This window comes from Rossellomorea orangium (assembly GCF_019334305.1).
In the GTDB taxonomy this organism is placed as follows: Bacteria; Bacillota; Bacilli; order Bacillales; family Bacillaceae_B; genus Rossellomorea.
In genome coordinates this window covers 231332-254081 of record NZ_JAHWGH010000025.1, presented here as the reverse complement: position 1 = coordinate 254081, position 22750 = coordinate 231332, and the positions used below count along the sequence as shown (strand labels likewise).

Genomic DNA, 22750 nt, shown 5'->3' with positions numbered 1-22750 from the left:
ATCGTTGCTCAATATACATGACAGATACTCCATTGTTTTGTATCAAACATATATGGCAAGAAACCAGGCTTCCCGTACTTCTCAGAAGATTACGATTCAAATGCTTTCTCAGTACACAGGATTCTCTGAGGAAATTATCCTTGAAGCACTCGAATTCGGAACGTTATCACCTGATTTATCTTTAAGATAATCACCTACGTGTAAAGGTCTAAGAAAATTATTTTCTCCTCCAAGGTTGACCTAAATTCGTTTAGTAATAGGATTGATTCATTTTTGTTACATAATTAATTTTTGAAGAATATATTGAAAAAACAAGCCTATATTTATTATAATAACAGAAAGGATTTATAGAGGAGGATCTAATGGACACCCACAGGAGTAAAAGAATCTCAAAGTTATACAGAAAGTTAATTACTTCTGATGCAACACAAGCTTTCCTTATTTATAAAGGCCTAGATGAGACAACGAAAGCAGAATTACTTGATTTAGTGGCAGAAATGGGCACTCAGCACTCAGAAAAATTGTTGAATAAAATAAGCTAATATACATGTACCAAGTTCAAGACCTGGAGAGATGAATTCTCCAGGTCTTTTTCTTATTATAGCTAAGTACAGGCTAACGTGGTGATATTTTAAATAGGGAAAGTTAGGTTATCAGCAAACCGTAATTAAAATACTTCTTGTCATCAATCAATTTGGTAATGAAAAATTATCCTGAGAGTTTCATTTTGACTAAATACATTGGAATATATCACCATAATATCTATATGTCATATGTCCTCCGTCAAATACTTAAATTCAATGAAATATGACAGGCCCACGAACAAAAGAGCGCGGTGTGATTTTCATTATAAAATCCATCAGATTATTAATCTCAATCAGAATTGATGATTCTAATTAACTACTTTTCCTTCCTGGACAGAGAAAGATCCTAATGAATGAAATAAACCATGGTTCAATATTCCTTATTTTATGAGAATAGGAATATATTCCTTTTTATTCAAAAAAATGTTGAAATCACCCGAATTAATAATTATAATATTAAGAAAATTTAATAAATAATACCCATGAAAGGAGGTGCGATTTATGAACGTGTATATGTCCGTTGATATGGAAGGTATTACGGGTCTTGTGGATCATACTCATGTGTCATCGAATAAGCATAATTATGAACGTGGAAGAATCATTATGACCGATGAAGCGAACGCCGTTGTGACTGCAGCCTTTGATTCAGGTTGCAAAGAAGTACTTGTGAATGATAGTCACTCACAAATGAATAATTTGTTGATTGAGAGGCTGCACCCTGAAACGAAGCTGATATCTGGTGGAGTGAAACCATATTCCATGGTTCAAGGACTGGATGAAACGTTTGATGGTGCTTTTTTCGTTGGTTATCATGCCAGGGCTTCCATGAAAGGGGTAATGTCCCATTCCATGATATTCGGTGTCCGACACATGTATATCAATGATGTGGCAGTTGGTGAAATGGGATTTAATGCATACGTTGCCGGGTACTATGGAGTACCTGTGTTAATGGTTGCCGGGGACGATCAGGCAGCATTAGAGGCAGAATCATTGATCCCCAATGTGACGACCGCAGTCGTAAAGGAAACCATTTCCCGTTCTGTTGCAAAAAGTCTCACGCCGGAAAAATCAAGACGACTATTAATGAAAAGAACGGAAGAAGCAATACATAATAAGGGAAATGTACAACCACTCACTCCGCCTGAACATCCTATTTTACGGATTGAGTTTGCCAATTATGGACAGGCGGAGTGGGCGAGTCTTATGCCGGGAACCGTACATGAAACAGGGACAACGACGGTGAGATTTGCTGCTAAGGATATCCTTGAAGCCTATAGAGCCATGCTTGTCATGACTGAGCTCGCGATGAGAACAACATTCTGTTAGAAAGTGTGAGAACAATGAGTACATATTTATTGAAGAGGCTTTTGGCCATGGTCATTACCCTATGGCTGATTGTCACATTAACGTTTTTCCTGATGCATGCCATACCGGGTTCCCCGTTTAATGAAGAAAGAAATACAAGTGAGATGGTGCAACAAAATCTAGAAGCTCATTATCACTTGAATGAGCCATTGATGGTTCAATATTTTCTATATTTAAAATCACTTATTTCATTGGACTTTGGCCCTTCTATCACTCAGCCATCCCAAACAGTGAACGATTTGTTGGGAAGGGGATTTCCAATTTCATTTGAACTGGGGATGACAACCCTCGTGATTGCAGTTCTTTCCGGCATTATCCTGGGGGTGCTCGCGGCCCTTAGACATAATGGAATCATCGACTATATGGCGATGACATTTGCGGTCCTTGGAATTTCAATCCCGAACTTCGTAATGGCGACTTTATTGATTCAACAAGTGGCGGTCACGTGGGGGATCCTTCCTGTTGCCACATGGACAAGCTGGCGACATATGATTCTTCCTACACTCGCATTAGCAACGGGACCAATGGCAATCATTGCCCGTCTCACGCGCTCAAGCATGTTGGAAGTGTTGACACAGGATTATATTAGGACAGCACGTGCTAAAGGATTGTCACCAGTGAAGATTGTAGTGAAACACGCTTTAAGAAATGCATTGCTTCCGGTTGTCACGGTACTTGGAACCCTGGCCGCAGGGATATTAACGGGTACTTTCGTCATAGAACAAATCTTTGCCATTCCAGGAATGGGTAAGTATTTCGTTGAGAGCATCAATCAGCGTGATTATCCCGTCATCATGGGAACGACTGTATTTTATAGTGCGTTTCTCATTATCATGTTGTTCTTAGTCGATTTGGCATATGGTTTCCTGGATCCGCGGATTAAGCTACATAAGAAGGAGGCGAAATAATGGGGATTCCACAACAACAAGAGCCACTCGATACTTCAGACGTCAAGGATGAATGGTTTACACCGAAGAAGAGAAAAGAAACTGATGCGGAAGCGGTGGTGAGACCGAGTCTTTCCTATTGGCAGGATGCCTGGAACCGTCTAATGAAAAATAAGCTCGCTATGCTTGGGTTGGTATTCTTAACCGGATTAGTTGTGATGGCAGTCATCGGACCCATCATTTCTCCACACGATGTAACGAAGCAAACACTCTCCAACCAAAACCTGCCACCTTCTGGTGAACACTGGTTTGGTACAGATGATATGGGGAGAGATGTATTTACCCGAACCTGGTATGGCGCACGTATATCCCTATTTGTTGGATTCATGGCAGCACTTATCGATTTTGTGATTGGGATTGTCTATGGTGGCATTGCAGGGTATAAAGGTGGTAAAACGGATAATGTCATGATGCGAATTGTGGAAATTTTATACGGATTACCTTATTTGCTTGTCGTCATTCTCTTAATGGTGGTCATGGGTCCGGGCCTCTTGACCATCATCGTTGCCCTGACGGTAACTGGATGGATCGGTATGGCGAGAATTGTAAGGGGACAGGTACTCCAGATAAAGAATTACGAATTTATCTTAGCTTCTAAAACGTTCGGAACGAAAACGGCGAGGATTATTCGAAAGAACCTTCTTCCTAATACCATGGGACCGATCATTGTACAGATGACACTGACTGTTCCAAGTGCTATTTTTGCGGAAGCTTTCCTAAGTTTTCTTGGCCTTGGAATTCAGGCACCCTATGCTAGCTGGGGCGTGATGGCAAATGACGGTTTATCTACGATTCTATCAGGTTACTGGTGGCGTTTATTCTTCCCGGCACTATTCATTTCATTGACGATGTTTTCATTCAATGTGTTGGGTGACGGATTACAGGATGCACTTGATCCGAAACTAAGGAGGTAATCATCATGAGCGAAATTTTATCTGTGCAGGATCTCCACGTCTCATTCACGACATATGGGGGAGAGGTAAAGGCGGTCAGGGGTGTAAGTTTTGATTTACATAAAGGTGAAACCCTGGCGATTGTAGGGGAGTCGGGCTGTGGAAAGAGTGTCACATCACAGAGTATCATGAGACTGATACCGAATCCACCAGGTCGTATAACAGAAGGAAAGATCTTGTTTAAGGGAGAGGATCTCTTGGGCAAATCAGAAGCCCAAATGAGAAAGGTACGTGGAGCGGATATTTCCATGATCTTTCAGGATCCCATGACAGCACTCAATCCGACCCTGACCATTGGCGATCAAATCATGGAGGGGATTCTGCAGCACAACGATGTTTCCAAAAAACAGGCTAAACTAAAAGCGATTGACATGCTGAAACTCGTCAGTATTCCGAATCCAGAAGAGAGGTTAAAGCAGTATCCACATCAATTCAGCGGGGGGATGCGGCAGCGGATCGTGATCGCCATGTCACTCGTATGCGAACCGGATGTATTGATTGCCGATGAGCCTACAACTGCCCTGGATGTTACCATTCAGGCTCAAATACTGGAATTATTCAAAGAAGTCCAGAAAAAGACAGGTGTCTCCATTATTCTGATCACACATGATTTAGGAGTCGTGGCACAAGTTGCGGATCGAATAGCTGTCATGTATGCAGGGAAAATAGTAGAGGAAGGGAACAGAAGAGAAATCTTTTACCACTCCCAACACCCGTATACTCAAGGGTTACTGAGATCGGTTCCAAGGCTTGATCTTGATGGGGAAGACCTGATTCCGATTCCAGGTTCACCGCCTGATCTCTTCTCACCGCCTATCGGATGCCCTTTTGTTCCAAGATGTGAAATGGCGATGGAAGTATGCGACCGTGTGTATCCCGTCAAAACGCAGATATCAAAAGAACATCATGTGGACTGCTGGCTACAGGATAAAAGAGCCAAGGAAATGCTTTCAACGGTCAGTTTAACGATTCGATAAGCTGATTGTTTGATAGATAAATAGTGAAAGAGGGGGAAAATCATGAAAAAAGTAATATCCGTTCTTCTAGTGGGAATGCTCCTGTTCGTGCTGGCTGCCTGTACGGCCACGAAAGACGCAGGCAGTGAATCAAGTAGCGGAGACAGCAAGAAAAAAGAAGAAGGCAAAGTGCTTCATTTGAACAACGGGGCAGAGCCCACATCGTTTGATCCACCGATCGGCTTTGATTCATATTCATGGACTGCATTGAACAACTTAATGGAAGGGATGACCCGACTAAATGCCAATCACGAGCCTGAAGCGGCCATGGCTGAAAAGTGGGACGTCTCGGAAGATGGCAAAGTGTATACCTTCCACATTAGGGACAATGCCAAATGGTCTAATGGTGATGATGTCACAGCCGGGGATTTCGTATTCGCCTGGAAACGCCTTTTAAATCCGGACACAGGTTCTCCGGCTGCTTTCCTTGGATACTTCATCGAAGGTGGAGAGGCATTCAACACAGGAAAGGGATCAGCCGAGGATGTGAAAGTAGTGGCAAAGGATGAGAAAACATTTGAGGTTACACTGACAAGTCCTCAAGCGTATTTCTTAAGCGTGATTGCGAATCCGGCATTTTTCCCGATCAACGAAAAGGTTGCTACAGAAAATCCGGAATGGTTTGCCGAAGCGGATAGTTTCGTCGCTAATGGACCGTTCAAACTGACTGAATGGGAACATGACAGCCACTTCGTCATGGAAAAGAATGATCAATATTGGGATAAAGATTCAGTGAAATTAGATAAAATTCACTGGGCTATGGTAAACGATACAAATACGGATTATCAATTATACAAAACCGGTGAACTTGATACAGCTGACGTACCGGCGGATTTAAGTAAACAGTTATTCGAAGAAGGCAAAGTAAATGTAGAAGACCAGGCTGGAACGTACTTCTATCGTTTCAATTTAGAAAAAGAGCCTTTCCAAAATCAAAACATCCGTAAAGCATTCGCCATGGCGGTGGATCAGCAACAAATGGTTGACTTTGTTACCAAGAACAAAGAAAAAGCAGCTTACGGATTTGTGTCGAAAGGGTTTAAAGACCCTTCTGGGAAGGACTTCCGTGAAGCAAATGGAGATTTGGTGAAAACAGATGTGGAAGAAGCAAAAGCTCTCTTGAAAAAAGGGATGGAAGAGGAAGGATACGATAAACTTCCGGAAGTCACTTTAACATACAGCACAAGTGATACTCATCAAAAAATTGCTGAAGCTCTTCAACAAATGTTCAAGGAAAACTTAGATGTTGACGTTAAATTAGCCAATATGGAATGGAACGTATTCCAGGATGAACAGAAGGCTTTGAAATTCCAATTATCACGTAGCTCATTCTTAGCAGACTACGCAGATCCGATCAACTTCCTTGAAAATTTCCAAACAGGGCATTCCATGAACCGTACAGGCTGGAGTAACGAAAAATATGACACCCTAATCAAACAAGCGATGAATGAAGCCGATGAAGCGAAGCGATTTGACATGATGTATGAGGCGGAGAAAATCCTGATGGATGAAATGCCGATCATTCCGATACATTTCTATAATCATGTGTACCTTCAAAATGAAGATGTATCAGGTATTGTCCGTCACCCTGTCGGCTATATGGAATTAAAATGGGCAGATAAAAAATAGTGGATTGAAAACAGGATGAGTGGAGGGACCCAAAGCCGCACTTTTGGCCGCGCGTCCACTCCCTCTTTTTCTACGAAAGGGGTCCGGTATGTGTCATGAAGAAACCTGCGAAACTGAATAAAGGAGATCTGGTTGGAGTCATCGCTCCTGCAAGCCCTCCGAAAACTGAACCTTTACAAAAAGCAATACGTTTTCTTGAAGAAGAATTGGGATTAATCGTTAAAATAGGAAATTCTGTAGATAAGAAGTATGGTTACCTGGCAGGTGAAGACAGTGATCGAATAGAAGATATTCATAGAATGTTTGAAGATCAAGACGTGAAAGCCATTTTTTGTGCATGCGGAGGTTTTGGTACAGGCCGAATCGTTTCAAAATTAAATTTCGAATTGATACGCCAAAATCCGAAAATTTTTTGGGGATATAGTGATATTACTTTTTTACATACTGCCATTCACCAACAAACCGGTCTTGTCACCTTCCATGGACCGATGTTAAGTTCTGACATCGGACTCTCTGACGTTCACAACGCCTCAAAGGATTCGTTTCAGCAGCTTTTCCATACAGAAGACATAGTCTATACGTATGAGAAATCCAAACTTGAAACGGTCGTAGAAGGAGTAGCAAACGGTCCCGTCATCGGAGGGAACCTCACTCTATTGGTCAGCACCTTGGGAACACCTTTTGAAGTAAATACAAAAGGAAAACTTCTATTTATTGAGGATATTGATGAAGAACCATATAAAGTGGATCGAATGGTGAATCAGTTAAAAATGGCTAATAAATTCAATGAAGCTTCCGGGATTATCATCGGTGACTTCAAGAACTGTGTACCTGAGAAACCTGAACGTTCCCTGACTCTTGATGAGGTACTGATGGAACACATTGCAAGTGCAGGTAAGCCCGTACTAAAAGGGTTTCATATCGGGCATTCATCCCCAAGTATTGCCATTCCGGTAGGCAGCATAGGAAAGCTGGATACACGGGACCATACGTTTACGATTGAAACCGGAGTTCGCGGGGGTGGTAATGAATGAATATTCATCAGCTTGAGACATTCAGGACTGCGGTCCCATTACACACCCCATTCAAGACTGCATTGAGGACGGTGAAAGTGGCAGAAGCCGTCGTCGTAAAATTAATATGTGACAACGGGATCATCGGCTGGGGTGAGGCACCCCCGACCGTGGTGATTACGGGTGATAGCCTATCAAGCATAGAGTCTGCCATACAACAAGTGATCAAACCCGCATTGTTGGGTAAAAGTCTGTTGAACTACGAATATATATTTCAACAACTCCATTCTTTAATTGTACATAATTCAAGCGCAAAGGCAGCTGTGGACATGGCCATATATGATTGCTTGGCACAAAGATGTAATTTACCACTCTATCAGTTCCTTGGGGGATATCGGCAGGAGCTAGAGACGGATTACACAGTAAGTGTGAATAGTGCGAAGGAGATGGCTGAGGACGCAGCCACCTATGTAAAAAAGGGATTTGACGTATTGAAGATAAAAGTCGGTAAAGATGATATCTCTACAGATATCAAAAGGATCCAGCGAATTCGTGAACGTATAGGATATGATATCAAAATCCGATTGGATGCCAATCAAGGATGGGAATCTAAAGCAGCTGTAAAAGCAATACGAAAAATGGAAGACCTTGACCTCCAAATTGAATTAGTCGAGCAGCCTGTGCCTGCGCATGATATCAGAGGGTTGAAAAGAGTAACGGATGAAGTCGAAACACTTATTATGGCAGATGAAAGTGTCTTCTCCCCACATCAAGCCTTCGAAGTGTTAGAAACCAGGAGTGCGGATTTGATCAACATTAAGCTCATGAAAGCCGGTGGGATTTATCGGGCTCAGAAGATAAGCGATATGGCAGAATTGTTCGGTGTCGAATGCATGGTGGGGAGTATGATTGAGACACGCTTGGGGATAACTGCCGCTGCTCACTTTGCCGCGAGCAGGAAGAATGTCACACGATTTGATTTTGATGCTCCACTTATGCTGGCAGAAGATATTGTTGTGGGGGGAATAGTGTACAACGGAAGAAGGATTTCCATGCCGAAAAGTTCCGGCCTTGGAATAGAACGAGTATCAGTATCAATCGAGGGGGAAGGAAATTGACGACTAAAGCACTTATAGCCGTACCTGTTGCGACCGTATGGACCAATCCTGATTCGGTACGTGAGGTAGATGAACCTGCCGTTGTGAATCCTGTCAAGATATCAAAATGGTTGGAGACTTTAACACATGAAAGTCGATTGGCACTCTGTGATGAAAACCGTATACAATCTCAAGCGTTATTCGGACAGGAAGTACTCGTTACGGAAGAGCGGAAAGGGTGGTCCCATGTCATTATTCCAGATCAGCCTTCCTCTAAAGACAAGCGCGGATATCCCGGTTGGATTCCAAGTGCTCAGCTTACACCAGGTGAGCTCTCTCCTTCTGATTCTTATGCTATAATAATCAGCGAATTCGCGGACTTAATTAACAAAAATAACGAGGCTGAACTAAAACTAAGCTTTCAAACCATTTTGCCGGTTGTGAAAGAGCATGATGAGTCAATTGAAGTAGAGACTCCGATAGGTACCCGATTCGTAAAACAAGCAGATGTGATGATATCCAATAACAAAGTCAACGATCGAAAAGGAAGTGGTGCGGATATTGTCACTTCAGGAGAATCTTTTCTTAACCTTCCCTACCTATGGGGAGGGATGTCAAGCTTCGGGTTTGATTGCTCTGGTTTCAGCTACACGATGTGTAAAGCCCAAGGATACCTGATTCCCCGTGACGCAAATGATCAGGCGAGAAATGGTACGGATGTACCCCTGGATCGTTTATTGCCTGGAGACCTGTTGTTTTTTGCTTATGAGGAAGGAAAAGGGAGTATACATCACGTAGCCATATATTACGGAGACGATAAAATGATTCATTCGCCAAATACGGGTAAATCGATTGAGATTTTGTCATTGAAAGGCACTTATTACGAAAAAGAGCTGTGCGTGGCCAGACGTTACTGGGTAGAAGAGGGGGAATCATCATGACGAATCAGAAGTTACTCGAAGTAAAAGAATTAAAAAAATACTTTCAGCTGGATAAAGGAAAAACCTTGAAAGCAGTGGATCGTATTTCATTTGATATTTACAAGGGGGAGACCTTTGGATTGGTGGGTGAATCAGGATGTGGAAAATCCACTACCGGACGAACCATTATCGGACTATATGACCGCACGGAAGGTCAAGTGCTGTATAACGGCAAGGATGTCCATGCCCTCTCGGAAAAGGAAAAGCTGTCATTTTACCGGAACATGCAGATGATATTCCAGGATCCATATGCATCACTCAATCCCCGGTCGACGGTTAGGGAAATCATAGCTGAACCGATGGAAGCACACAATTTATATAATGATAAAAAAGAGCAGATGAATCGGATTTATCAGCTCTTGGAAGATGTGGGGCTAAATCGCGATCACGCAAATCGCTACCCACACGAATTCAGCGGGGGACAGCGTCAAAGAATTGGGATTGCACGGGCACTTGCGCTAAATCCTGACTTTATTATTGCAGATGAACCGATTTCTGCACTAGATGTATCAGTCCAGGCTCAAATTGTAAATCTATTGACTAAACTTCAAAGAGATAAAGGATTGACCTTTTTATTTATTGCACATGACCTTTCAATGGTCAAACATATCAGTAATCGTATCGGTGTTATGTATTTAGGACATATTGTTGAACTGACTGAAAGCAAGGAGCTATATAAAAAACCTCTTCACCCATACACCCAGGCATTGCTTTCCGCCATTCCAATTCCTGATCCGGATGTAGAGGATGCACGGGAACGGATGATCATTCAGGGAGAAATCCCAAGTCCAATCAATCCGCCCAGTGGCTGCGTTTTCAGGACGCGCTGTCCTGCAGCCATGGAAACTTGTGCCACTCATAAACCTGAATGGCAGGAAGTGGAGGAAAAACATTTTGTTGCCTGTCACCTTTACGATAAGAAAATTGTAGGAGATCCTGCTGAAGTGGCAGTAACGAAATAAAGATATTTATGATGAATTCTTTAGAACAAAACATACGGGATGTCGTTATGTGTTCCAATGGAAGAGTCAGTGTCGCCGTCGAACTCCCAACCCAATTTATTCAAATCAATGGTCATCAATCTTATCCTGCAGCGAGTTTGATCAAGATCCCCATTTTACTGGAGGGTTTCCGCCAGGCAGAAGAAGGGAAGATCTCCCTTCTTGATAAAGTTTCAATCCCTATAGAAGGAAGAGTCGGAGGGGCAGGTGTCCTTGCATCACTTTCTGAGGAAATATCTTTGAACATTGAAGATCTTCTCACTCTTATGATCATCGTATCAGATAACACAGCATCAAATTTTCTTATTGACTGTCTTGGTTCAAGTGCCATACAGGGGCTATGCGATTCTTTGAACTTAAAGCAGACGAAGCTACTGAGGAAGTTCATGGATTTTCAAGCAATAGAGCAGGGATACAATAACCATACTTCCGCAATGGACATTCTTACATGCTTAAAGCTGATCGACAAAAGTCCAAATTACAGTTTCAATAGCCGTGGGAAAATGCTGAATATTCTACATCACCAACAATTTAAAGATAAACTACCTTCACTGATGGACCAGGAAATGGTATTTGTGGCAAACAAAACAGGGGAGCTCCCAGGTGTCGAGCACGATTGCGGTATACTGAAGTATGGAAACCAACACGCATACATAGCAGTATTAATTGATGAACTAGAAGATAATGAATCTGGAAAAGGTACGATCGCAAAGATTGGAAAGTTCATATACGATTTTTTAATAAGAGATACAAATTAAAAAGCAGGTGCACCGTCCTCATTATAGGCGGAGCATCTGCTTTAAACGTATTATTTGTTGATCAGGACTTTATGGCAAATGCTACTTAAACAGTTTATTCCGGTCCTCCATACTCGGGGGTTGCTCCATCCATCCATTTTTAGCCATGATTTTGCCACCTTCATGTCCATAAGCCAGTATGTCCTTTGCAGTTACAGCAAGCTTGACCGGTAAATCGCTGCGTAAACTGAAAGCAGTACCCAGTGCATTACTCCCTAAACCGAAATTGGTGAAGAGGGATGTGCAATACATCATAAGTTTATCTGAAAATGGTGAAACGGTGGAATCTGTGGCTTTCGCTCCAGAAGTGGAAGGGGCGTGGATATCACTTTGCATCAAGACATGGGTATAGTCACTAACGATTTTCTTTGATAATTCTTTCCCTTTAATGAAGTATTTCTTTACTTCGGGTTCGGTTGCTGCTTGAGCAAACCCTGTCATCATCTGCATTCCCAGCGTATTTGTTTCAATTCCAAAATAAAGATAAGCTACTTCAACAGTATTCAAAGTCCTTTTATCCGAAAAAATATTAAAACCTGCCATATAATTCGGGCTTTGTGCGAATTCAATCGACTTCGGAACCGTCACAGCAGGAGGCCCTGGTAATACATCCTTTTCTCGTAGGTAATCCATACATTTCTCATAAACCGTTTGAGTGAATCCGGTTAACTCTTTGTATAACAGGATAAGATCCTTTCTATAGGACATATTGAGATGCAGAGTGTGTAATCCCATACTGGTGGCTTTTAGATTTCTTAAAAACATAATGTCAAATTTGTGATCAAAGAGCTTAGGTACGCCTATATTGACATCTTCCTCGGTAAAACCGATTGGGATGACGCATCCTTCATTCTCGAATAAACCGATAAGTCTGCCAATATAATCTTTTACATTAGAGTGAGTGTACAAAAGAATTTCTTTTGCCTCTTCATCATGGGCCTTTTCTATAAAATACTCCAATATTCGTTGAATCATGGTTTTTTGTTGATATGTCATCCATAATGTAGCAAGCTCACTTGAACTTAAGGCCTTCTTCTTTTCACTCATACATTTCATCCTTTACGCTCATTTTACTCCCCCACACTTTGAGGTGAAAGCTGATACAGGGGAAATTCTATCTTTATTTTTTCGAAGTACGGCAGAAATTATTCTCGAGCTTAGAACTATTGAGCGTATTGTTACGACAAAAAGTAAAAACCCCCTTAATGACCAAGGGAGCTTTTGAATTTCTGCAAATGAATCAGTGCTGTATGAAGACTCGCAAAAGTCGGGATGTGGTTGATGAAAATGCCAAGATTCACCATTGTTTGTGCAATCTCTGGTCTTATTCCTGTCAGGATTGCTTGAATTCCTGTTAACTTGAGGGCAGCCACTATTTTAAATAACTGATCTGCCACCATCGTATCGACTACATTTACACCTGATAAATCTATGATGAGATATTGCAGCCTTAAGGCAGATCCTTTAGTTAGAGCCCGTTCCATTAAGTCCTTTGTACGTTGTGTATCAATGTCTCCGATAAGGGGCAAAATGGCAATCGAATCAGTCACCTTCACGATGGGTATGGACAGTTCTCTGCTGATCGAATCCGAAAGCGGGTGATTAAAGGCGATTGAAATCCTGAAAATGGCCTGATCCACTCCAGAGTGAAAGCGAGAAATCAGGTCATAAAAGGAATCTATTAACAGTTCTTTCACGATAGCCTCTGATTTTATCACTGCTCCGATTTCATTGCGAAAGTACTGTATATCACTAATTGCAACTTCAAGCGAAACGTCTAACTGCTTGAAAAGCGTCACAGAAGAACATGCCCATTTTTCGATGACGGCATCGTGTGCATTTGGCTTTTCCAATGAATTAGCCAACACCTCTATGCAATCGCCCCTCCATTTTCTAAGTGAACCAGAAACAGTATTAGAATAAGAAGGGTCGTTGGTCGATCTTTCCTGAATCACTCCTGATTTTGTTTCATTGATACGATTAATGAAATCAAGATACTTGTCATTACCCTGAACGGCCTTCGTTGTCATATGATATCCTCCTTCTGAAATCAACTCTGCAAGTCGTCAACTTATGTAAATATATTTGGAAAAAAGAATAGAGGTAACGCTGGATTCTATGTTATGATTTTTAATAAAGGGTACGAAAGTTTTGATGCTATATGGGGAAGTAAGGATATCTCAAAAAGAGGTCAATAAATGAAATGGTATAAGAAGTTCATTAAAAATATTCCTACAATTCTATTATATCGAATATTCCCACTTGTAAAAGTGTCTGTTTAGACACTTTCATGAATGAAGCATACATTTGCTTTTCTGCCATTTAGATATAGAAGGGGGGATGAGGGTTGAAAAAAAGAACTTGGCTTATTAAGTTAAGAAAGCGAAAAAAAATGACACAGCAGGAAGTGGCCTCAAAAGCCTTTATAGAAAGATCCTACTACGCCCAAATTGAGAGTGGAATCCGAAAGCCGAGTCCTGAGGTAACCATCAAGCTGGGTGAAGTCCTTGACTTTCACGCATCGAGTTTTAATCTGGAGGAAAATCCATTTTCCATTGCCTTAAAGAATGCTCCTGTCATACTTGCTCATTGTGATACCCAATTACGATATACCTGGATCTTCAATACTCCGGATCTTATTCCGGAAGACCATATCGGGAAAACAGACCTGGAGCTTAGTGAAAATGACGGAAACCGTGCGCTGATGGAGCTTAAACAAGATGTTTTGGATCGAGAGACGCCCATCAGCCGAGTGATTTCCATTCCCTTATCCTCTGGAGAAATCGCTTATAATGTATATGCACATCCCTTATTGAATGAAGAGGGTACCATCATTGGGGTGGCCACCGCTTCCACTGAAATACATAACAATAGACCGGATGATGTTCTTGAAGGGCATTAGCCGTTAGTGTATATTTCATTTTGAATTACGTGTTCAGAGAATCCATCGTATGAAAACAAAAAAGAGAGAGCGATGGGCTTATAAGCCTATCCCTCTCTTTTTTTTATAGTTATCGGTCTGTTTCTCTGAAGTTTATATCAATCAGTTTCTCGCTGTCTGTTTCGAATTTAATATCTACAAATACACCAAATTCTTTCCCGTCTCGCTTTAACCAAAGCTTAAACTTCTCAGTCGAAACTTTTGTTCCATATTCCTTTCCTATATGAAGATAATCTACAATAGATGCATCAGGATATCTTTCTTTCGTTTTCCTCACTGCAAGACTACCCCACTTTGCATATGAAGGTATCTCCTGTTGGGCATGAAGGAGTGCACCATCACTGATTACGAGGTTTGTAATAAAAATCATACAAAGAACGATTGTAACAAGTCGAATCATTTTCATTAAGATTACCCTCTTTTTATCTTGTAGGGTTGTCTTGCAGACATAAAATTATTCCTATTACCCATTTTCGATAGTATTGCTAAAGGAGTAAAAATCTTTCGTGTAGTTAGAATATTCTTTACTTCATGATCATAAAATCTTAAACTGTGGATGTGGGAAGAAAATCTTTCCAACAAAATGAAAGGAGGCGATGACGATGATTCCAATCGTCTATGCAATTCAAAATAACAATGATTATGAGGTTCTTTCACTCAAAACTTAGCGTAGGAGGAAATTATGAAAACAACTTTGGAGCAAGTGAAGATCGTAGAATATCACGAAGGTTTAGCTAAAGGAATTGCTAAAATGTGGAATGAAAGCCGCGAGAACTGGGGTGGGGATTCTACTATCACAACCGAACAGGATGTAAAGGACAAGGAAGCCAATTCCACAAATCTACATTTATTTTTAGCAATGGTCGGTGAAGAAGTAGCAGGTTATTGCGGACTTTCCGAATATCGTGAAGATGAAGGAGCTCTGTACATTCCCTTATTAAATGTACATCCCGCATTTCAAGGAATGAAAATCGGAAAAAAACTCGTCTTAAAAGCGATTGAAAAAACAGTTGAATTGCAATGGCCCAGGCTTGATTTATTTACATGGCCGGGAAATACAAAAGCCGTGCCACTTTATAAAAAATGCGGGTTTTTCTGGGAAGAGCGTGATGATGCCGTTCACTTAATGAATTTCATTCCGTCGGTGCTTCAGATTGATCTTCTAAAGCCATTTTTCAACAACCATGACTGGTATGAAACCAGTCAGCGTGTGATAGAAATTAAACCGGATGCGTTAAAGGTGAACGATCATACCTATTATGAGTATAAGTGGGAAGCCGGGGATGAATTCGTTCGCATCCAATTTGAGCGAACGGGTCGAGGTATTCGCTTGATTGAAACACAGGATATATTAGTGGAAATGAATCTGCCTGAGTTCAAGCTATTGGAAAATCAAGATCATATTCTAACCTATCATGTGGAGAATCGAAGCAAGGAACCTGTTGAGGTTTCCATAAAAGGTGCATCTTCATCCATTATAAAGCATGATTTAGAAGATACCTTCTTGTTGGAAAATAAATGGGTAAAGGATGTACCGGCAAGGGTCTCCATGCCCGCGAATGAACCAAGCCCATGGAAAACCCATCCAACTGTAGGGGCAGAGATTGAGATAAATAAAAAAACTGTTTCTTTGAAAATGGGTGTATTTCCTAAACAGGCTGGCAAACTTCACTTGAGATCGTTAAAAAAGAATTGGAAGCCCCAAAGCAAGGGGACTATTTATCTTGATATTGAAAGTCAGGTAGGAGAAAATACGATTTGGACCGTCAAGCTGCCTCAGAATAAAGTGGTATCCTGGGAAAACCCTGAAGTGATGGAGCGGATAGCAGGATTTGGGAAGGTTTCCGTCCCTATTTCTGCAGAGCTTATAAAGAATGGTTTTCTTTCAGAAGAAATTGGGGTTACAGTTGAATGGGAGAATGGAAGACGTGCTACTTTTACAACATTACTCAGAATAGCACTCCCTGGATACGGTGCAAAATTTGGTGGGGAAACAGACGAGCATTGGATTGGATTCAATGGACCACACTATGTGGAAATTGAAAAAAGAAATCACACCGTCAAAATAGGATCCACTGTGCTCTCTCGGGATCCCATTTCCTTTTTTACACCTAAGTTAGGAAAACCTTATAGTGATGAGTTCGCAAAGAAAGAAGCTTCATCCGTTGAGTTTATTGAATTGCCGGAAGCTCTGGTGATTAAGACATCACTCCTTTCAGAGTCGTTCGATTCTATTCTACTCAATACGTATTTCAAAATGTATGGAGATGGATTGGTTGAAATCAAGCATGAAATAGTGAACAAGGGGACGATGGAGAAAGAACGACTTTCTTTGATACAACCTGCCTTTTTCAGTTTTGAAGGCATAGCGATCCCTCAGAACGATGGGATCTTGATCGGTACTGAATCACTTGTCCCCTTCATGGAATACATTGATGATAAAGCCATTTCAGAGAGGTGGTTGTTTATCGAATCTTCAAAGGGTGAATCAATCTCTTTAGCGTGGCCAGCACAAGCCCTTGGGAGAAAAGATGATTGGCGATTTGCTCTGGAATATCAGGTGGAAAATCTTAGACCAAATGAAGAGATCTGCCTAGGTCCCATTCAAGTAGGGATCAATACATCCAATCACTGGTCGAAATGGCGTGAATTACTTGGATACGAAGAAAGTGAGCTGCAGGAATTACCACTGTATGCATTTGAGAAAGCAAAAGGGGATTCAGTTTCACCAGTTAATGAAGTGATAAATTTCTGTTTCAGATCATTGATGACCCCATATATCCATGGAACATTCACTGTACAAAACGGACATGATACCATCCTGAAAGATGTTCAGAAAGACCAGGGAGTTACTCAGTTGGATCTTCAACTTACACATTCTTCGCCTGGTGTAAAGATGGTTTCTGGAGAATTTGTTTCCACCAATCAATTGGCAAAGGTTGATTCCCTTCAATTCGTATATGGAGTTAAAGAAGTAACCATCGAGCAAAAAGATGACAACTGGGTTGTTGATAATGGTGTGATTTCATTTCAAGCGTGTGCCAATTATTTTCCTGGAATCTATTCATTGAAACTACAAGGTAATGAAGCACTCGATCATCAATATCCAAAACCCGGTCCCCGTGCATGGTGGAATCCATGGGGAGGAGGTATTGCCTACTCCTTCCAATCAATCAGTGCCTATTCTCTGTTGAAAGAGGAGACGACGATTGAACAGGTGACTAGAGTAGATCGTTTCGGGCATCAATGGAGTGGAATCTGTATATCAACAGCGTTCAGTAAGCACGACAAGATGAAAGGGGTCACACTGCGTCAATACGCTTTGACTCTTCCTGAAGTGCCTGTTCTTGCTGTCTGTGCTGAGATCCATCAGAACTCCGGACAGACGATAGTGAAGGAACTTCTGGATTTAGATGCTTTCTTCAAGACAGGAGAGACTTTACAATCCAGTTACGTAAGCCTTCCTACTGAAGGAGTGGTCCATAAATACTATGCAGGAACGGAAGAGTTCGTTTTAAGAGATTCACCGTATGCGGTATTGGGCTGCGATGAGCATGAGGAAACCATCTCGTTCATCCACCCTACTAATAGAAAGCAATCTGAAGCTTATGTAAATCAGGATGCACTCCTAGTGGCTTCCACAAACGAATGGTCTGCAGCTGATGGAGAAACCATCAAAATCGAACCAACTATTCTCTTCTATGGAGAAATCAAGGATACAAACAGCATCAGAACATTACACAACATACAATTCAGATAACCCCCACGCGAACCCGCATTCCCCGCAGGTTCGCGTTTTTCCAATTATGATGGAGGGACGGACCTTCAAAGGTTGGCCAGTTTAGAGTAATAAAGCTTGATCTAATGGGGTTTTCTATGGAAATGCGGGAAGTTTGAAGGTCCGTCCCTGAACAAATTGCCTGAGAGGTGGCGAGAATTTGAATCAGAGTGAGCTTAGTAAGATAAATAAGGCAGGATGGAATGATGGTGCTTACCAGGCATGGGTGAATCGGTATGGATTGCCAAAGGATTATGCAGTGACACTCTCTGGGGATCCCAGTCGAAAAGTTTCGGAATATTTGACGATTACGGGAGATGTTAAAGGAAAGAGGATTGCGAATTTATTAGGATCAAAGGGAAATAAAGCCGTATCATTTGCATTATTGGGGGCAGAGGTCACCGTGGTTGATATTTCGAGTGAAAATAGGCGATATGCCATGGAATTAGCCGAAGCGGCAGGTGTGAACATTCATTATATCGTATCCGATTTGTTGGAAGTTCCTTTGAAAGAAAGCTTGAAGAAATTTGATATCGTCATACTGGAACTTGGAGTTCTTCACTATTTTATTGATTTAGCACCTGTGTTTGAAATGGTCAGAAACATACTAATAAAAGGCGGGACTTTCATCTTGAGGGATTATCATCCACTAGTATCAAAGTTATTAGAGGTTGATGATAGTAAAATGGTAGCGGCAGGAGACTATTTTAATAATGGAGAGAGTGAAGTGGACGTTGCCTTTCGGAAGTTATTAAAGCCGGATGACAAGACTCATTCAAAAAAGAACAAGATCCGCAGGTGGACTTTGGGGGAAATCATCACATCTCTTGCCCGCTCAGACTTGCACATCCTTCAATTAGTAGAGGAACAAGGCATAAGATGGGCATTCCCATCAGATGCACCTACGGGAATTGAAGATAAGGTACCAGGCTTATTCACGATTATTTCGCAGAAAAGATGAATCGGTCTTAAATACATATGAAGGGATTTATAATGAGGGACGGACCTCCAAATGGAAAAAAAAGACTATTTTCTCCATTTTTGAAGGTCCGTCCCTCATTGATATTTCTCCCTAATTAGCTTTGATTATTCTTTCTTATATTGTCGTTCTCTTCTTCTTTATTCTGTTCATCTTCGTCCATTAATCCACTTACGGCCTTTTTGAACTCTCTTAGGGACGTGCCTGCTGCTTTTCCAAGTTCAGGGAGTTTGCTAGGTCCAAAGAACAAGAGTGCCACAAACAAAATAATCGCTATTTCACCGAAACCAAGATTCATTTATATTTCCTCGCTTTTTAGTAGTGTCGTTTTAGATCACTTTGAATGATGGATCTTATTTTAAGTCGAATATTTCTACGATATCTTCCCATTTAATCATCATGTCCCAGGAGAATCGCGGGAAAGAAGAAAAAATCCTTTGGCCACTGATTTCTGCAGAGATCTCAATAAGCCCGAAAAAGCATACCAGGAATAGGGAACAAAAGACATAACAAGCTATGGTTTCCTTACGATAATCATAATCTTTCATATTGAGTAGCCTCCACTATGGATAGATGCAAGACAAATAAACTTTTTTCCCACTGAAAAAAGTGATCTTCAAGAATGATTTATGAATGTAAGGTTCAGAGGTAATTGGAATGGGTCCTGACCACTTCAAGGAAGCCAAATGAATCCGGATAAATCTCAAGACAAATTGAAGTTCGCCGGAATGGCTTCAACTCAAAATGCAAGTCAGGGGGAAGGGTGATTTTACTTTGGGGGATACCCTCTTGTTTGTGAACAAGGGAAGGCACCGCATCGACAATCATCGAGGCGTCTGTCAAATACAGATGAGCTGAAATAGTTGCCTCTTTATCAAAATTGGTTGAGAAAGATTGATGTGATTGCTGTTGAACCGGATTCGATACAAACGTCAAACAGAACAGCATCATCAACACAAATCTCGCCATAGACCTTCACCTCCCATGATAATATCAAATTTAATTATAGCCATATTTCACCCGTTGTCTATAAAAATTCTGAGGGACGGACCTCCGTAAGAGAAGCGAATTTCCCTAGATTTATCCTATTGGAGGTCCGTCCCTCCAGGTGGGAGGGGTTTACTGATTGGAAATGGGGGTATAAAGGATTGAATATGTATATTTATGGAAGGGGGATTAATGATGGAAGAGAAGGTTGTTCATTTTCATGAATCCAAGTGGAAGTTGGGATTGATAGCGGCAGGCAGCATTATGTTTGTTTTCTTGTGTGTGTTTTTATCGTATGAGTTTTTCTTTGTAGATGTCAATTATCTGATAGGGGCAGTCGTTGTGTTGGGAGGGGTGTTTTTTCTCTTTTGTAGTATTCTGATCTTTAAGAAGATCTCACACGATGCTCCTCATGTCAGCATGACGCAGGATCATCTCATTTTGTATGTACTGCCGGACGAACCAGTTCATATCAAGTGGGAAGATATAGAGGGCTATATACCTTATAAAATTTACCGTAATGCTTTTATTGGCCTCGTTCTGATTGATGAAGAGAAGTACCGGGATAAAATGCCCGATAAGCTGAAACGAATGTCTAAGATGAATGTGAAAATGGGGTACCCCCAATATAATATTGTTCAGGGCAATCTTAAAGATCCAAAAGGTTTGCTTGGAGAATTGAATAAGCGTATCCCTCACTCAAAAATGGTTACTGATGAAGGTGTATCTGCTACAAACTCATGATCATAAAAAATATAAAATGAAAAAAGGTGAGCAATCAATGCCCACCTTTCAACCTTTCTCCTTTAGTATACCTTATCACCGTTAAAGATCGAATTCTTGACGACAACATAATCCACTGTACGGATTGACTCAAGCTTCGTTCCTCCTGCATAGGAAATTGAGGATTGTAGATCCTGTTCCATTTCGATAAGGGTATGCTCTAAAGATCCTTTATGCTCAACATACATTTTCTTTCCTTCAACATTCTTCTTTTCACCTTTTTGAAATTCTGAAGCTGATCCGAAGTATTCTTTGAAGAGTTTTCCGTCTTTTTCAATGGTTTCACCTGGAGATTCTTCATGGCCGGCAAATAAGGATCCGATCATCACCATGGTCGCTCCAAATCGGATGGATTTTGCAACGTCACCATGGGTACGGATACCACCATCAGCAATGATTGGTTTAGTAGCTGCTTTAGCACACCATCTCAATGCAGCCAGCTGCCATCCACCTGTACCAAAGCCTGTTTTGATCTTTGTAATGCACACTTTACCCGGTCCGATTCCAACCTTGGTAGCATCGGCACCTGCATGTTCCAATTCTCTTACTGCCTCAGGTGTACCGACGTTTCCGGCAATAACAAAGCTATCGGGTACGTGTTTTTTGATATGCTGGATCATGCTGATGACAGCATTGGAATGTCCATGGGCGATATCGATCGTGATGTAATCCGGAATCAGTTTTTCTTCCGCCAGCTGCTCAACGAAGGCATATTCATCTTCCTTTACACCTACAGAAATAGAAGAAATCAACCCACGGGACTTCATATCCTTAATAAATGATATACGTTTCTCCGGTTCAAAACGATGCATGATATAGAAATAATTATTTTCAGCCAAGTAGACTGCGATTTTTTCATCAATAATGGTTTGCATATTAGCAGGGACTACAGGCAATTTAAACGTGTGTCCACCAAGGGTTACACTCGTATCACATTCAGAACGGCTGTTAACCACACACTTCGCAGGAATTAATTGAATATCTTCGTAATCAAATACATTTTCCATTATTACACCCCTAAACACGAATATTAAAGTTTGTTTATTTTATAAATGTTCGTCCATAAGGTAATTTACATCATATTCTTATCGATGTCAAAGGTTTTTAATAAATCTCTTCAGAGGATAAAAATATTCATGCTTAAGATCATTAAGCGTTTACATCAAGTCAATCAAGTATGAGACTGTGTTACAGTGTAAGGAAGTGGCAGATGAATAAATACGTATATTATGAAAGGTGGTTTACTATGTATTGGGTAATTGCTTTATTCGATGACGCAACGGAAGAGCGGATCAGGGAAATTTGGAAAGAACTCAGGGCTAAGGATATTTCTTATTATGAAGAAGAAATCAACGATGCCCGCCCTCATCTTACAATTGGTAGTTATACCGATCTAAATAAAGAAGAATATATAAAATCGTTAAAAATGTTTTATCAAGATGATCGAGCACTTAAGGTTGTGTTTAATACAGTAGGTTCATTTCTAAATTTCGGCACCCTTTTTCTTTCTCCGACTGTTACGAGGGAACTCCTGGATTTTCACACTTATCATCACGATCACTTTCAAACCTTCAATGAGTCTGCAAATCCACTCTATCTTCCTGGTAATTGGATACCTCATTGCACATTGGCAAATAAGCTTAGCCCGGAGAAATTAGCGGATGGATTCCAACATTGCTTAGAGCGTGGATACAAGATTGAGGCAGAGATTACCGATATAGCTCTAATTGAATTAGTTGACGATTCCAAGGATTGTGTGGATGCACCTATTGTATTTTCACAATCTTTAAAAAGATAAATCTTAAATTCAGAAACACCCAAAGCATGTTCCTTTACGCCAATTGGTGTTTTGGTGTAGAGACATATTTAATCATTAATCATTGACGGGAAGACTCTTGCA

The 22750-nt window shown here is 41.0% G+C and carries 22 protein-coding genes; 16 read left to right on the top strand and 6 right to left on the bottom strand.

Features of this window, described 5'->3' with window-relative positions; translation table 11 throughout:
• The first annotated feature begins 4 nt into the window (after positions 1-4).
• The 11 genes from KYJ26_RS22465 (at position 5) to KYJ26_RS22415 (ending at position 11343) form a co-directional block, all read left to right on the top strand.
• The gene (locus KYJ26_RS22465; RefSeq protein WP_219170177.1) at positions 5-190 is read left to right on the top strand and encodes a hypothetical protein; all 186 of its coding nucleotides are present in this window, start codon (positions 5-7) and stop codon (positions 188-190) included.
• An 895-nt stretch (positions 191-1085) separates the two neighbouring features.
• Complete coding sequence (locus tag KYJ26_RS22460; RefSeq protein WP_219170174.1) at positions 1086-1910, top strand: M55 family metallopeptidase; 825 nt, start codon at positions 1086-1088, stop codon at positions 1908-1910.
• A 14-nt stretch (positions 1911-1924) separates the two neighbouring features.
• Positions 1925-2857 carry an ABC transporter permease gene (locus tag KYJ26_RS22455; RefSeq protein WP_206848754.1) on the top strand — a complete coding sequence of 311 codons (933 nt, stop codon included), beginning with the start codon at positions 1925-1927 and terminating at the stop codon, positions 2855-2857.
• Positions 2857-3810 carry an ABC transporter permease gene (locus tag KYJ26_RS22450; protein ID WP_219170172.1) on the top strand — a complete coding sequence of 318 codons (954 nt, stop codon included), beginning with the start codon at positions 2857-2859 and terminating at the stop codon, positions 3808-3810. The genes KYJ26_RS22455 and KYJ26_RS22450 overlap by 1 nt, the downstream gene beginning before the upstream one ends.
• Before the next feature lie 5 nt (positions 3811-3815).
• A complete protein-coding gene (locus KYJ26_RS22445; RefSeq protein WP_219170169.1) occupies positions 3816-4826 on the top strand; it encodes an ABC transporter ATP-binding protein in 1011 nt (336 codons plus the stop codon).
• 42 nt (positions 4827-4868) lie between these two features.
• Entirely contained in the window at positions 4869-6494 is a 1626-nt protein-coding gene (locus KYJ26_RS22440) for a peptide ABC transporter substrate-binding protein (protein WP_219170167.1), read from the top strand.
• 95 nt (positions 6495-6589) lie between these two features.
• Positions 6590-7528 (top strand): S66 peptidase family protein, encoded by a 939-nt coding sequence (locus KYJ26_RS22435; protein ID WP_219170166.1) that lies wholly within the window; start codon positions 6590-6592, stop codon positions 7526-7528.
• Positions 7525-8625: a mandelate racemase/muconate lactonizing enzyme family protein gene (locus KYJ26_RS22430; RefSeq protein ID WP_219170165.1), complete on the top strand. Its 1101-nt coding sequence runs from the start codon at positions 7525-7527 to the stop codon at positions 8623-8625. Before KYJ26_RS22435 ends, KYJ26_RS22430 begins: the two co-directional genes overlap by 4 nt.
• The gene (locus KYJ26_RS22425; RefSeq protein ID WP_257475188.1) at positions 8622-9545 is read left to right on the top strand and encodes a C40 family peptidase; all 924 of its coding nucleotides are present in this window, start codon (positions 8622-8624) and stop codon (positions 9543-9545) included. The genes KYJ26_RS22430 and KYJ26_RS22425 overlap by 4 nt, the downstream gene beginning before the upstream one ends.
• Entirely contained in the window at positions 9542-10546 is a 1005-nt protein-coding gene (locus tag KYJ26_RS22420) for an ABC transporter ATP-binding protein (protein WP_219170163.1), read from the top strand. Before KYJ26_RS22425 ends, KYJ26_RS22420 begins: the two co-directional genes overlap by 4 nt.
• A gap of 47 nt (positions 10547-10593) precedes the next feature.
• Complete coding sequence (locus KYJ26_RS22415) at positions 10594-11343, top strand: serine hydrolase (RefSeq protein WP_219170161.1); 750 nt, start codon at positions 10594-10596, stop codon at positions 11341-11343.
• An 81-nt stretch (positions 11344-11424) separates the two neighbouring features.
• On the opposite strand, the gene KYJ26_RS22410 is transcribed toward KYJ26_RS22415, so the two are convergent.
• On the bottom strand, positions 11425-12429 hold the full coding sequence (locus KYJ26_RS22410; RefSeq protein WP_219170159.1) for a DUF3231 family protein: 1005 nt from the start codon (positions 12427-12429) through the stop codon (positions 11425-11427).
• Between the two features lie 155 nt (positions 12430-12584).
• Positions 12585-13412: an STAS domain-containing protein gene (locus tag KYJ26_RS22405; protein ID WP_219170157.1), complete on the bottom strand. Its 828-nt coding sequence runs from the start codon at positions 13410-13412 to the stop codon at positions 12585-12587.
• A gap of 317 nt (positions 13413-13729) precedes the next feature.
• On the opposite strand from KYJ26_RS22405, the gene KYJ26_RS22400 reads away from it, so the two are divergent.
• Positions 13730-14284 carry a helix-turn-helix domain-containing protein gene (locus KYJ26_RS22400; RefSeq protein WP_206848798.1) on the top strand — a complete coding sequence of 185 codons (555 nt, stop codon included), beginning with the start codon at positions 13730-13732 and terminating at the stop codon, positions 14282-14284.
• 109 nt (positions 14285-14393) lie between these two features.
• On the opposite strand, the gene KYJ26_RS22395 is transcribed toward KYJ26_RS22400, so the two are convergent.
• Entirely contained in the window at positions 14394-14729 is a 336-nt protein-coding gene (locus KYJ26_RS22395; RefSeq protein WP_219170154.1) for a DUF3889 domain-containing protein, read from the bottom strand.
• A gap of 276 nt (positions 14730-15005) precedes the next feature.
• On the opposite strand from KYJ26_RS22395, the gene KYJ26_RS22390 reads away from it, so the two are divergent.
• On the top strand, positions 15006-18083 hold the full coding sequence (locus tag KYJ26_RS22390) for a GNAT family N-acetyltransferase (protein WP_219170152.1): 3078 nt from the start codon (positions 15006-15008) through the stop codon (positions 18081-18083).
• A 178-nt stretch (positions 18084-18261) separates the two neighbouring features.
• A complete protein-coding gene (locus KYJ26_RS22385; protein ID WP_219170150.1) occupies positions 18262-19062 on the top strand; it encodes a class I SAM-dependent methyltransferase in 801 nt (266 codons plus the stop codon).
• Between the two features lie 115 nt (positions 19063-19177).
• Here the strand turns inward: KYJ26_RS22385 and KYJ26_RS22380 are convergent, their stop codons facing one another.
• Positions 19178-19378: a twin-arginine translocase TatA/TatE family subunit gene (locus KYJ26_RS22380; RefSeq protein WP_219170148.1), complete on the bottom strand. Its 201-nt coding sequence runs from the start codon at positions 19376-19378 to the stop codon at positions 19178-19180.
• Between the two features lie 344 nt (positions 19379-19722).
• Positions 19723-20049: a hypothetical protein gene (locus KYJ26_RS22375; protein ID WP_219170146.1), complete on the bottom strand. Its 327-nt coding sequence runs from the start codon at positions 20047-20049 to the stop codon at positions 19723-19725.
• Between the two features lie 210 nt (positions 20050-20259).
• On the opposite strand from KYJ26_RS22375, the gene KYJ26_RS22370 reads away from it, so the two are divergent.
• A complete protein-coding gene (locus KYJ26_RS22370; RefSeq protein WP_219170144.1) occupies positions 20260-20811 on the top strand; it encodes an STM3941 family protein in 552 nt (183 codons plus the stop codon).
• 62 nt (positions 20812-20873) lie between these two features.
• Here the strand turns inward: KYJ26_RS22370 and guaC are convergent, their stop codons facing one another.
• A complete protein-coding gene (guaC, locus tag KYJ26_RS22365) occupies positions 20874-21857 on the bottom strand; it encodes a GMP reductase (RefSeq protein WP_219170143.1) in 984 nt (327 codons plus the stop codon).
• Between the two features lie 239 nt (positions 21858-22096).
• On the opposite strand from guaC, the gene KYJ26_RS22360 reads away from it, so the two are divergent.
• A complete protein-coding gene (locus KYJ26_RS22360) occupies positions 22097-22648 on the top strand; it encodes a 2'-5' RNA ligase family protein (RefSeq protein ID WP_219170142.1) in 552 nt (183 codons plus the stop codon).
• The last annotated feature ends 102 nt before the right edge of the window (positions 22649-22750 follow it).

Coding starts and splice junctions, on each gene's coding strand:
- KYJ26_RS22460 (WP_219170174.1), top strand. CDS start 1,086: ATGAACGTGTATATGTCCGTTGATATGGAAGGTATTACGGGTCTTGTG.
- KYJ26_RS22455 (WP_206848754.1), top strand. CDS start 1,925: ATGAGTACATATTTATTGAAGAGGCTTTTGGCCATGGTCATTACCCTA.
- KYJ26_RS22450 (WP_219170172.1), top strand. CDS start 2,857: ATGGGGATTCCACAACAACAAGAGCCACTCGATACTTCAGACGTCAAG.
- KYJ26_RS22445 (WP_219170169.1), top strand. CDS start 3,816: ATGAGCGAAATTTTATCTGTGCAGGATCTCCACGTCTCATTCACGACA.
- KYJ26_RS22440 (WP_219170167.1), top strand. CDS start 4,869: ATGAAAAAAGTAATATCCGTTCTTCTAGTGGGAATGCTCCTGTTCGTG.
- KYJ26_RS22435 (WP_219170166.1), top strand. CDS start 6,590: ATGAAGAAACCTGCGAAACTGAATAAAGGAGATCTGGTTGGAGTCATC.
- KYJ26_RS22430 (WP_219170165.1), top strand. CDS start 7,525: ATGAATATTCATCAGCTTGAGACATTCAGGACTGCGGTCCCATTACAC.
- KYJ26_RS22420 (WP_219170163.1), top strand. CDS start 9,542: ATGACGAATCAGAAGTTACTCGAAGTAAAAGAATTAAAAAAATACTTT.
- KYJ26_RS22415 (WP_219170161.1), top strand. CDS start 10,594: ATGTGTTCCAATGGAAGAGTCAGTGTCGCCGTCGAACTCCCAACCCAA.
- KYJ26_RS22410 (WP_219170159.1), bottom strand. CDS start 12,429: ATGAGTGAAAAGAAGAAGGCCTTAAGTTCAAGTGAGCTTGCTACATTA.
- KYJ26_RS22405 (WP_219170157.1), bottom strand. CDS start 13,412: ATGACAACGAAGGCCGTTCAGGGTAATGACAAGTATCTTGATTTCATT.
- KYJ26_RS22395 (WP_219170154.1), bottom strand. CDS start 14,729: ATGAAAATGATTCGACTTGTTACAATCGTTCTTTGTATGATTTTTATT.
- KYJ26_RS22390 (WP_219170152.1), top strand. CDS start 15,006: ATGAAAACAACTTTGGAGCAAGTGAAGATCGTAGAATATCACGAAGGT.
- KYJ26_RS22380 (WP_219170148.1), bottom strand. CDS start 19,378: ATGAATCTTGGTTTCGGTGAAATAGCGATTATTTTGTTTGTGGCACTC.
- KYJ26_RS22375 (WP_219170146.1), bottom strand. CDS start 20,049: ATGGCGAGATTTGTGTTGATGATGCTGTTCTGTTTGACGTTTGTATCG.
- KYJ26_RS22370 (WP_219170144.1), top strand. CDS start 20,260: ATGATGGAAGAGAAGGTTGTTCATTTTCATGAATCCAAGTGGAAGTTG.
- guaC (WP_219170143.1), bottom strand. CDS start 21,857: ATGGAAAATGTATTTGATTACGAAGATATTCAATTAATTCCTGCGAAG.
- KYJ26_RS22360 (WP_219170142.1), top strand. CDS start 22,097: ATGTATTGGGTAATTGCTTTATTCGATGACGCAACGGAAGAGCGGATC.